Genomic DNA, 11190 nt, shown 5'->3' with positions numbered 1-11190 from the left:
GCCACAGCGGCCAGCAGCTTCCTGCGCGCGCGCAAACGGCTGCCTACCGGGACGGGCGCCATAAAACGCACCTTGTTCAGGCCGTAATTGACGCCCATGCGCGAGCCAATAATCTCGAACGAGGATTCGAAAAACCGGGGTAGTAGCGACAGTGTTAGAAAGCCATGCGCAATCGTCCCGCCGAAAGGTCCGGCAGCAGCTTTTTCAGGATCCACGTGAATCCACTGGTGGTCGCCCGTGGCCTCTGCAAAAAGGTTGACCTGCTGCTGCGTGATGGTGATCCAGTCGCTGACAGCGACTTCCTGGCCGCTGCAGGCTGCCAGTTCGGACAGGGTTTGGAAGGTCTTCATCGCCTCACTTTAACGCCATGGTGGCCCATCATGGCACGGACCTGTCCGATCGGCGACAGCCGTTTATTGGCGAAGCCAGCTGCAAATGCCCTGCCACTGTTCCAGATCTTTTTCAACCCGGCCAGGCGCAACATCAAACAGCGTGAGCCCCCGCGCCGCCAGGTGAATGTAGTTTTGCGTATCGCGCAGGTAACCCAGCACTGGCAGTCCCAGTGTCTCCACAAATTCGCGCAGCTTGTCGGCGGCGATGGTGCGCGCGTCAACCCGCATGCCGACAATGCCGACCTCGATCTTGCCTGCGTTGCGCTGTTCGGCCAGCTGGTCCAGAAACGTGCGGGTGGCAAAAATATCGAAGACGCTGGGTTGCAGCGGCACGATGATTTTGTTGGCCAGCCTGGTGACATCTTTGAGCCGCTTGCCGTGCAGGCCGCCGGGCGTGTCCAGCACGACGTGCGTGGTGCCGCGGGGTGGTTTGACCAGGTCCACGGTCACTTCCCAGGTTGAAACTGGCCGGGCCGCCGCCGGCCGCAAGCCCAGCCACAACAGGGAGGACTGCTGCCGGTCGGAATCCCCCAGCATGACCGAATGACCGCGGCTGGCAAAGTAACCGGCGACCTGGGTAGCCAGCGTCGTCTTGCCAACGCCCCCCTTTGGATTTGCAATCACAACTACGGACATTGAAAATCTCCTTTGTGGCTACAGCCTTGCCTTGCCTTGCTTTTCCGCTATCGTAACGGCATGGATACCGCTTCAACAAATTCAAATCGCCCTGCCGTAGCAAGCACAGGCCGCCTCTCGGGGCCGCCCCAGGCAAGGCCAGCCTCTTTAAGGGGAAACGCAATATGCGCGGCGACAAGCGCGGGGCCACGATGAACCACGCCCCCGCCTGGCTCATCAACAGCTTCATCTATCTCGCCGCCGCCGTGGTAGCCGTGCCGCTGGCCAAAAAACTCGGGCTAGGCTCCATCATTGGTTACCTTGGCGCTGGCATTGCGATTGGACCTTGGGGCCTGGGCCTGGTAACGAACGTGCAGGACATTCTTCACTTCGCCGAATTTGGCGTGGTGCTGATGCTGTTCCTGATCGGACTGGAGCTCCAGCCGACACGCCTGTGGAATCTGCGCCGACCGATTTTTGGCTGGGGCAGCGCGCAAATGCTGAGCTGCGCTACGTTGATCACCGGCTTGGCAATGGCGTTTGGCTTGCCATGGCCTGGCGCGCTGGTGGCGGGTCTGGGCCTGGGTCTGTCATCGACCGCCATTTCCCTGCAGGTCATGGCAGAACGCAACCTGATGCATACGTCCAGCGGCCAAGCCGGTTTTTCCATACTGCTGTTCCAGGACGTCGCGGCGATTCCGATTTTGGCCCTGTTGCCGCTGCTAGGTGCGATGGGAAGTGGCGGTGAAACCATGACCCACCCGAATCGGGCCCTGGAAGCGCTCAAAATCGTGGCCGTGATCGGCGGCATCATCCTTGGAGGGCGGCTGCTGCTACGCCCCGTACTACGCTGGATCGCCAACAGCCGCACGCCTGAAATCTTCACTGCCGCATCGCTGTTGCTGGTGGTCGGCATTGCCGCGCTGATGCAACTGGTCGGCCTGTCCATGGCGCTGGGCGCTTTTCTGGCCGGTGTGCTGCTGGCCGAAAGCGAATACCGGCGCGAGCTGGAAACCGATATCGAACCCTTCAAAGCCTTGCTGTTGGGCCTGTTTTTCATCGCTGTCGGCATGAGCATCGACTTTGGCGTGTTGTGGAAATTTCCCGGCCTGATGGCCGCCATCCTGCTGGGTTTTCTGAGCCTGAAACTGCTCGCCCTTTACGGCCTGGCCCGCCTGATGAAGATTCCCTACCAGGAACGGCCGGTGTTTGCGCTCCTGCTGGCACAGGGCGGTGAATTTGCCTTCGTGGTGTTTCAGGCGGCAGCCGGTGCCGACATATTTTCTGCCGAAACGGCGTCACTGCTGATCGGTGCGGTGGCGCTGTCCATGCTCATCAGCCCCCTCTTGCTGGTGGCCATCGACAAGCTGCTGCTGCCGCGTTATGCAGACAGCAAAAAGCCGCCGATGAAAGAAATTTCGGAGCAGCAGCAGGCACCCGTCGTCATTGCAGGCTTTGGCCGCTATGGCCAGATTGTGGGGCGCATGCTGCTGGCGCAGGGCATTTCAGCCACCGTGCTGGACCATGACGCCGAGATGATAGAAACCGTGCGGACCTTCGGTTACCGTGTTTTCTACGGTGACGCCGCGCGGCTGGACCTGCTGCGCACCGCCGGCGCGGGCAGCGCCAAAATCCTGGTCCTGTCGGTAGACGACGTGGAGCAGTCGCTAAAAATCGTGGATGTGGTCAGGGAGAACTTTCCGCAATTGCAAATCGTGGCGCGCGCTCGCGATGTGACGCACTGGAATGCTCTGCGCGATCGCGGCGTGACGCGGGTTGAGCGCGAATTGTTCGAATCCAGCCTGCGCAGTGCACGCACCGTCCTGGAACTGCTGGGCCAGTCGCCCGATAGCGCCCAGCAAGCCGCCGAACGCTTTCGCGAGCACAACCTGGACCTGTTCGAGCGCATGTATCCGCACCGCAATAACCGCGAAAAAATCATTGCTGTAGCCAAGCAGGGACGGCGGCAACTGGAAGCCCAGATGGCTCAGGAGCGTGAACAGCTTGCGCAGCAGCCGTCCAGCGACCCGTTAGACTAATTTTTTCAACGAAATTGGGCAAAGGTCCACTGCTCATGGCTGTACAGTGCTATTATTTTGATAGCATTTTAGCCGCGCCGGCGGGGCCTAAAAAGAGCGCTGCAGCCACTTTGCGGCGGACTGCTCTTCAACCGCCAGAGGACCTAGCGAAACTGCTGGGCTTCGCGCCTTCGCTGATCCATGGCACGGCGCTCGACGCAGAGCGGATGGCCGACAAAAGCCGGTTTGGCGCATTGTGCTGCCATGCACATCTGAAAAGCAATCAGCAGGCGATCCTCGCATGCCTGCTGCGGACTGGTGGTTGACACGCGGGGAGCCGCAGCAGACTCGGCGGGTGCAGTGGCAACCGCATCAGCGTTAGCCAGTGCCATTGCCGCTACGGGTTTGGCTGGCGTCCTTTTGTCATTGACAGCTTTTCTCTCGCTGACCGCCTTTGCCGGCTCGGGCGCCGCGACCACGGCCAGCTTGGCGGCACCGTTCACTGGCGCAGAGGCAACAGTGGCCGGCACCGCTGACTCTGCAGCGATCACCGAAGCTGCTACAAGCGTGGGAACTGGTGGCGACGCAACAACGATCTCCTCCTTGTCAGCCAAGCCCGCGGACTGCGCCATCGGCAACCCTGCCGCTGGCCATAACATCCTGGCACCCAATCCGAACCCCGCCAAAACGAGCAAGCCCAGCATCGCCCAGACCCAACGCCGGGCGCCAGAGGCTGGCGGCAAACCCTCCGAAAGCGCGCGAGGCGCTGGCCCGTTGGACGGTGTGAACGACGGCTCCGAACGATTGCGCTGGATCGCCGGGTCACCGTCGTGGCCAGCCGTGACGGGTGTTTCAGACACCGGCGCCGGTTGGGCGATCGCCGCGACCACCGCCGCGCGCCCGGCCTCAACCGCAAGGCCTTTATCAGCGGCGGCTTGGGCGGCGGCCACCGGTTCGAGCACAATTGTTTCGTCATAACGCTGAGGGAGATCACGCACATTCCCCAAGGGGACAGCATCCAGCCTCACGGTATCGCTTGCCGGGATAAAAACCGTCTTTTCTGCTTGGCTCGCAGCTTTCGATATTACCCAGGTACCGGTGCCGGACTGTGCAGCCCCAGTGCAATCGTCCCCCGCCAGGACACCAAGCTTTCGCAGACGGCGACGCGCCAGATCCGCGTAAATGCCCGTCGGAAATTTTGCAAGAAAGCCTTGGAGGTCTTCAACATCATCTGACTCCTTGATGTCCTTCCAGTAGACCAGTTCCACTTCCTGCGTCACCGTGGACAGGCTCAAACCGATATCTGACTGCAGTCCCATCGAAACTTCGCCAGCAGACACTGCCCCGGTCCCGGTTCCGGTGGCGTTGTTACGCTTGCGGGGAGGGCTGGCCGGCGGAACAATCGTCGGGTCAGCAGCTTCGCGACTGGCAGCCTGTAACGCCGCGGCAAACGCCTGAGCGGTGGTAAAACGCTGGTCCCGCGACTTGGCGAGGGCCATGGCCACGACAACATCGATGGCGGGTGGCAGGTCCGGATTCACTGACGACGGCGCGGCGGGAATATGGCCGACGACCTGCTGGATGACGGCAAAATCGGACTCGCCGTCAAAAGGGCGCTTGCCGGTCAGCAATTGGTAAAGCACGATGCCGGCGGCAAACAGGTCGGCCCGTGCGTCAACCGGCCGCCCCTGCACCTGCTCGGGCGACATGTACTTGAGCGTACCCACCATCGTGCCCTGCGTTCGAGTAGCATCACCCGAATCCTGTATGCGCGCGACCCCAAAATCCGTGAGCTTGACACGCCCGTCAGCTTCTATCAACAGGTTGGCGGGTTTGATGTCGCGGTGAACGATGCTCTGGCGGTGCGCATAGTCAAGGGCCGACAGCAAGTCGTCCATAATCTTTACCGTTTCCGACAGGCTATGGCGCTTTCCCTGGTCAAGGTGATGCTTGAGATCTTCGCCCTGAATGAATTCCATGACCAGAAAAGCGATGTCGCCATCTCGGTCTGAGTCGTACACACTGACGATGTTGGGGTGCTGCAACCGCGCAGCCGATCGGGCTTCGACGCGGAATCGGTGCTCATAATCGGCGGCAGCTTGTTCCGAAAGGTCTTCAACCCTGATCGTTTTGATCGCCACGCGCCGGTCCAGATTAGGATCTCGCCCCTCATACACCAACCCCATCGCGCCTTTGCCAAGCACCCGGATGAGATCGTAGCGACCCAGCTTCTTGAGACTCATGAAAGTTGTTATGTCTGTAACGACCGGTTGGAAAGACCTGAAAGGACAATTAACACGTTTTGAAACCAAAACATACAATTCCACCTCAAGTTTATAGCAGGACTGTGTCGATCTGGAGAACTGACGGCGATCCGATTGATGTCCTGGTTGCAAGAAACCGGAAAAATAACAACGAAAACAGAAAAACCTCACACGGCCGTAGCTGGATTGACTACAAAAAAAACAGCCCGTCAGTTCGCCTGGCTGCTTGTCGATTCAGTGAAAACCGTCCCACAACAGCTTGGAACCGGTGAGGAACATGCCGCCATACAAAACACGGTAGAACCACATGGAACTGATGCGCCTTGCCAGGCGCACGCCAATCCACACACCTACTGGCGCGAGCGGTAGCAGCACCACCGACGTCGCCATGTTGCGCAGATCCAGCAAGCCCAGCCATGCATAGGGAATCCACTTGGACAGGTTGATGACAAAAAAGAAGAACGCCATGGTGGCTGTAAATTTGATCGGACTCAGGCGCAGCGGAATCACGTAAGCACTCAGGGGCGGACCGCCCGCGTGCGCCACAAAACTAGTGAAGCCGGAGGTGACGGTCAAAACAGCGCCCAGCCATTTCGGCGGCGGCGGGCTGTCCGGGGCAGGAGGAAACAGCAGGCGCTGCGCCAGAAACAGCAGGGTGAACCCACCGACGATGCCTGCAACCATCCTGGCGTCCAGCAACTTGAACAGCAGCGCGCCCACCAGCGTACCCATGAGGCCAAAAAACACGAGAAATTTGAGAAACGTGAAGTCGAAATTTTTACGGAAAGCCGCCAGCCCCAGCAGGTCCATCAGGAGCAACACCGGCATCAGTATGGCGGCCGCCTGCGGCACCGCGACCGCCAGCGCCATCATCGGCACCGCAAGCGATCCAAAGCCCGCGCCAAAGCCGCTTTTGCTGATACCCAGCAAAAGCACGGCAGGAATGGCGACTGCATAAAAAAATGGATCGGTGATCAAGGGGAAGGCCACGGCTGCACTGTCTTTCTGGTTTGCCTCGCGCGGGCAGGACTAGAGCGGAAGTTGATAAGCTGCGTCATATTACCCATTCGGAAGTTCTGATCGCGGTGCCAGATCCCGCGTATGCAATGACAATCGGTGCATGTCTGAAATGCAACCCTGGGGAGAAACACTGCGACTGCTGGTTGAACTGGCAGCCACTGCGGCATTTGCCCTATCTGGCCTGCTCGAAGCTGCGCGCAAACGCCTGGACGCCGTCGGGGTTTGCGTCGTGGCCTTTCTGGCGGCATTCGGCGGCGGCACGCTACGCGACCTTCTACTGGACCGGCGGCCTTTTTTCTGGGTGCAACATGTAGAAGTGTTGTGGGGCGTGCTGGGGCTGTGCGTACTGGCGATGCTGTTCCTGCGTCAGCCCCATTTCGAATTGACCGAAAAGATGATTCAGTGGCCGGATGCGCTGGGGCTGGGCCTTTTTACAGCCACCGGCGTTCATCTTGCGCTGATTGACCAGATGCCCATGCTCGTCGCGGTAATGATGGGCTTGACGACTGGCGTGTTCGGCGGGGTGCTTCGCGACATGGTCTGCAATGAAGTTCCCACGGCTTTTCGTGACCACAAGCCTTATGCCGTCTGTGCATTCGCTGGCGGCTGGGTCTACGTAGCATTGTGGCAAATGGAAGCTCCCGGCTGGTCGGCATTGCTGGCCTGCGTGCTGGTTACTGCAGGCCTGCGCGCCATGGCCTTGTGGCGCAACTGGGCGCTACCCGCTTGGCGGGTATGAAGCCGGCGCGGGCCGGTTTCTGCCCTCCCTTGCCCGCCAGCGGCCTGCGTCGTCAACCCATGCTGGCACCGGACTCGCGCACCACCTCGCCCCATTTCACCGACTCTTTCTAAATGGAGGCAGAAAACTGTCGGGGAGTTCTGCCATACACCTCGGCGCCCTGATCATTAATCTGCCTTTTTGACCTCGGGCATGTCCAGCACCTTGACTAAGGCGGTACTAAGCTTCGTGACCACAGCAGGCGTCGTTGCGGCGGGTGCAAGCATGCCGAACCACGAGGTGGCCTCCTGGCCGGGCACAGCAGCTTCGGCAATGGCCCGCAGCTTGCCCGAGCGCTCATTCCGGATGACTGAAGGCAGGTTGTCGAACATGACGTTGATCTGGTTGCCGAGCAGGTCAATCATGGTGAGCGCGCCACCCTTTCAAGCCACCTGCTGCATATTGACTCTGAACATGGACTTGAACCGCTTGCCCGAGAGATGGGTGGACCTGCCGTTGTCCGAGGAGCCGAAATTCAGCTTTACCGGATGGGCTTTCGCGTAAGCAATCAGCGCCTTGACAATTTTGAAGGACGTCGGCGAGATTTACCACGCGGCACCCGTGCGCCAACAGGGATTCGGCGATGGCGCGGCCCTGCGCCGGAGCTGGCGCCTGAAACCAACATTGTCTGTATTGACCGTGCAGTCATCGAGCTCACACCCGCTCCAGGATCACCGCAATGCCCTGCCCCACGCCAATGCACATGGTGCACAGTGCATAGCGGCCCCCGGTGGCGTGCAGACGATTGACAGCCGTGGTAGCCAGGCGCGCACCGCTGGCACCTAGCGGATGGCCCAGCGCGATCGCGCCACCCCAGGCGTTGACACGCGCGTCGTTGTCCTTCAAACCCAACGCGCGCAGCACGGCCAGACCTTGCGCCGCAAACGCTTCATTGAGTTCGATCACATCGAGTTGCTCCAGCGTGATGCCGGTTTGCGCCAGCACCTTCAGCGTGGCGGGCGTCGGGCCAAAGCCCATGATGCGCGGCGCCACCCCGGCCGTGGCCATGCCTACCACGCGCGCACGCGGACTCAGGCCGTACCTGATGGCGCTAGCTTCATCCGCCAGCAGCAGGGCGCAGGCGCCGTCATTCACACCTGAAGCATTGCCGGCGGTCACGCTACCGTCAGGGCGAACAACACCTTTAAGCCTGGCAAGCGTTTCCAGGCTGGTTTCGCGCGGATGCTCGTCCTGAGTCACCATCACTGGATCACCTTTGCGCTGCGGTACCGCCACCGACACGATTTCGCGCGCCAGATGACCGGCCTTTTGCGCGGCCACGGCATTGAGCTGGCTGGCCAGCGCCATGCGGTCCTGGGCATCCCGCTCGATGCCAAAGTCGGTGGCCACGTTTTCAGCGGTTTCGGGCATGGAATCCACGCCATACTGCGCCTTCATCAGCTTGTTGACAAAACGCCAGCCGATGGTGGTGTCGTACACGGCGTTGTTGCGGCTGAATGCGGCATCCATCTTGGGCATGACGAAGGGTGCGCGGCTCATGCTTTCCACACCTCCCGCAATCATCAGGCCGGCTTCGCCAGACTTGATGGCACGCGCCGCCGTACCGACAGCGTCAAGTCCGGAACCACACAGGCGGTTAAGGGTGGCACCCGGTACTTCGATCGGCAAACCGGCCAGCAGACTGGCCATGCGCGCCACGTTTCGGTTGTCTTCGCCGGCCTGGTTGGCGCAGCCGTAGATCACGTCGGTGACGGCCGCCCAATCGACACCAGGGTTGCGCACCATCAGGGCTCTGATCGGCACTGCGCCAAGGTCGTCAGTGCGCACGCTGCTCAGGGCGCCGCCGTAACGGCCAAAAGGGGTGCGGAGGGCGTCGCAGATAAAAGCTTGAAGCATGGTCATGGAAGTGCTTTTGTAAAAAAATCAAAACGAAAGGCTGATGGCGAATTTTCTGTTTTCAGACAGCAATCGGAAGTCCTATTAATTTTTCCAGGTCGGCGTGTGCAAGCCCGTCGACTTTGTCGATGAGCTTGAGGCCTTGGGGCGAGCAAGCCAGCGTCGCCAGGTCCGAGTAAATGCGCTTGACGCAGGCTATCCCGGTCAGCGGATAGGTGCATTGCCCGACTACCTTGCTGTCGCCCTTTTTGGTGAGCAAATCCATCATCACCCAAGTTTGTTTGGCACCGATAGCCAAATCCATGGCCCCGCCAACCGCTGGAATGGCACCTGCCTCGCCAGTGCTCCAGTTGGCAAGATCGCCAGTCGCCGAGACTTGAAACGCACCGAGCACGCAGATATCGAGATGGCCGCCACGCATCATTGCAAAACTGTCGGCGTGGTGAAAGAAGGCGCCACCCCTGAGCAGCGTCACCGGCTGCTTGCCCGCGTTGATGAGGTCGTAATCTTCCTCGCCCTCAGCTGGCGCAGGTCCCATGCCCAGAATGCCGTTTTCGCTGTGAAGCACGACTTCGAGACTGGCAGGAATATGGTTGGCAATCAGCGTCGGCATGCCGATGCCCAGGTTGACGATCGCGCCTTCGTGAATGTCTTGCGCCACGCGCGCCGCAAGCTGGTCTTTGCTGCGTTTCTGGTAGATCATGAAGCTTTCTTGCGGTAGGGCTACAAGGGAACAAAAAAAGGGAGAAACTTAAACCGCGTCTTTAAAACCGCCGGCCTGGGTAGCAACGCGGTCAATTCTCACAAGCTGATGGACAAAAATACCAGGCGTCACGATGTTTTCAGGATCGAGAGCGCCGAGTTCAACGATTTCATGCACGGTTGCCACGGTTTTTTTAGCGGCAGTCGCCATCACCGGGCCAAAGTTGCGCGCCGCCATGCGGTAGGTAAGGTTGCCCCAGCGGTCGCCCTTTTCAGCCTTGACAAGGGCGACATCACCGTAAATCGGCAGTTCAAGCACGTAAGGCCTGCCATTGATTTTGCGAGTTTCCTTCGCGCTTCCATCGGCATTCCTGGCCAGTTCCGTGCCGTAGCCGGTAGGTGTGAAGAAAGCGCCAATACCGGCACCCGCAGCGCGAATACGTTCAGCGAGATTGCCTTGCGGCACCAGTTCAAGCTCCAGCTTGCCACTGCGGTACAGCGCGTCAAACACCTGGCTGTCGGCCTGACGTGGAAAACTGCAAATGATTTTGCGTACCCGCCCGGTTTTCAGCAAAGCAGCCAGACCCACCTCGGCATTGCCGGCATTGTTGTTGACCACTGTCAGATCTTTGGCTCCCTGCGCAATCAGTCCATCAATCAGCTCCATCGGAATTCCCGCAGTGCCGAAACCCCCAATCAGCACAGTCGAGCCATCCTTCACATCCGCCAGTGCTTCGGCAACGGAAAGGGCAATCTTGTTGATCATTAAGGCAACTCCAAGGGAAAAAAAGACGCCCGCGCCCAAAAAGCAAAACTTGTTGGCATCCAATTGTTCGACACAGGAACCATTGCTCGTATATTAAATTTAGAAGATTTTATTCAATATGGCAAGCAGCAAGCTTGATGCATCGGTCAAGCGGCCCAATCCTTCGACACCGGCACACTCCGGGCCAGAGCCCCCTTACAGCCAAGTAAAGTCTCTTGCGCGCAGGCTAGAAATGATCGAGGCGTCGGAGCGCATAACCCGCACCTGGTTCACGTTGACTGGCGTGACCGAACTCGCGGCCAGAATGGCACTTATTCGTTAACAGGGCCGGTCGCAGATGGACCAGTAACTTGGAGAGGGGATGATTTCTATGGCCGCGCCCGTGATAGAACGCCCCGGCTAGGGTGTCGCGATGCGCAACATCAGCGGTCAGGCCAACCGCAGCAGGGCCAGGATCATGCAGCAAACGATGCTGCGGCCGCTGCTTGCCGCCGCGCAGACTATCGCCGGCATGCTGAGCGTGCAGCGAATCTGAGGCTGTCAGTTCCCGGCCGGCCGCTCCAAAGGAAATTAGCCTCCTTGACGGCACAAAGTTACATGCAGTGAATGAGGTAGGCCAATTATCTTTCAGGATTTACGAAAACCTGCCACCAGCACTATCGCACCCAACGCCACAGCCCCCAAGCTTAGCCACTGCGGAATATTCACCGACTCCTTTTCCCTGACCGTCAACTCGATCGGTCCGATTTTGGCGGCCGTGGTGTCCTTGGTAAAACTG

At 59.6% G+C, this 11190-nt stretch carries 10 protein-coding genes and 1 pseudogene; 3 read left to right on the top strand and 8 right to left on the bottom strand.

The features are described from left to right. Both HHJ19_RS01945 and HHJ19_RS01940 read right to left on the bottom strand, forming a co-directional pair. The coding region (locus tag HHJ19_RS01945) for a MaoC family dehydratase (protein WP_296903605.1) at window positions 1-350 on the bottom strand (350 nt) is incomplete at its 3' end. Window positions 351-413: 63 nt separating this feature from the next. Further along, window positions 414-1028 (bottom strand): ParA family protein, encoded by a 615-nt coding sequence (locus tag HHJ19_RS01940; protein ID WP_296903603.1) that lies wholly within the window; start codon window positions 1026-1028, stop codon window positions 414-416. Window positions 1029-1219: 191 nt separating this feature from the next. Between HHJ19_RS01940 and kefC the strand changes: the two genes are divergently transcribed. After that, window positions 1220-3046 (top strand): glutathione-regulated potassium-efflux system protein KefC, encoded by a 1827-nt coding sequence (gene kefC / locus HHJ19_RS01935; protein WP_296903602.1) that lies wholly within the window; start codon window positions 1220-1222, stop codon window positions 3044-3046. Between the two features lie 143 nt (window positions 3047-3189). Here kefC and HHJ19_RS01930 read toward each other — a convergent pair whose 3' ends face one another. Together HHJ19_RS01930 and HHJ19_RS01925 are read right to left on the bottom strand one after the other, a co-directional pair. Then, window positions 3190-5268: a serine/threonine-protein kinase gene (locus HHJ19_RS01930; RefSeq protein WP_296903600.1), complete on the bottom strand. Its 2079-nt coding sequence runs from the start codon at window positions 5266-5268 to the stop codon at window positions 3190-3192. Between the two features lie 255 nt (window positions 5269-5523). Beyond that, window positions 5524-6279: a sulfite exporter TauE/SafE family protein gene (locus HHJ19_RS01925; protein WP_296903599.1), complete on the bottom strand. Its 756-nt coding sequence runs from the start codon at window positions 6277-6279 to the stop codon at window positions 5524-5526. A 130-nt stretch (window positions 6280-6409) separates the two neighbouring features. On the opposite strand from HHJ19_RS01925, the gene HHJ19_RS01920 reads away from it, so the two are divergent. Continuing rightward, on the top strand, window positions 6410-7048 hold the full coding sequence (locus HHJ19_RS01920; protein ID WP_296903598.1) for a trimeric intracellular cation channel family protein: 639 nt from the start codon (window positions 6410-6412) through the stop codon (window positions 7046-7048). A gap of 167 nt (window positions 7049-7215) precedes the next feature. On the opposite strand, the pseudogene HHJ19_RS01915 reads toward HHJ19_RS01920, so the two are convergent. From HHJ19_RS01915 to HHJ19_RS01900, 4 genes and pseudogenes are all read right to left on the bottom strand, one after another. Beyond that, window positions 7216-7566 (bottom strand): annotated as a pseudogene (locus HHJ19_RS01915) (tripartite tricarboxylate transporter substrate-binding protein). A 175-nt stretch (window positions 7567-7741) separates the two neighbouring features. After that, window positions 7742-8944, bottom strand: coding sequence for a 3-oxoadipyl-CoA thiolase (pcaF, locus tag HHJ19_RS01910; protein ID WP_296903606.1), 1203 nt, complete (start codon window positions 8942-8944; stop codon window positions 7742-7744). A gap of 61 nt (window positions 8945-9005) precedes the next feature. Next, window positions 9006-9647 carry a 3-oxoacid CoA-transferase subunit B gene (locus HHJ19_RS01905; protein ID WP_296903597.1) on the bottom strand — a complete coding sequence of 214 codons (642 nt, stop codon included), beginning with the start codon at window positions 9645-9647 and terminating at the stop codon, window positions 9006-9008. Between the two features lie 48 nt (window positions 9648-9695). Then, the gene (locus HHJ19_RS01900; RefSeq protein ID WP_296903595.1) at window positions 9696-10412 is read right to left on the bottom strand and encodes a 3-oxoacid CoA-transferase subunit A; all 717 of its coding nucleotides are present in this window, start codon (window positions 10410-10412) and stop codon (window positions 9696-9698) included. Window positions 10413-10824: 412 nt separating this feature from the next. Between HHJ19_RS01900 and HHJ19_RS01895 the strand changes: the two genes are divergently transcribed. Then, window positions 10825-10947 (top strand): hypothetical protein, encoded by a 123-nt coding sequence (locus tag HHJ19_RS01895; RefSeq protein ID WP_296903594.1) that lies wholly within the window; start codon window positions 10825-10827, stop codon window positions 10945-10947. Window positions 10948-11190: the final 243 nt, after the last annotated feature.

This window comes from Polaromonas sp. (assembly GCF_012927415.1).
Taxonomy (GTDB): Bacteria; Pseudomonadota; Gammaproteobacteria; order Burkholderiales; family Burkholderiaceae_C; genus Polaromonas.
The sequence above is the reverse complement of the archived record's forward strand: the minus strand, read 5'-3'. Positions and strand labels throughout refer to the sequence as shown.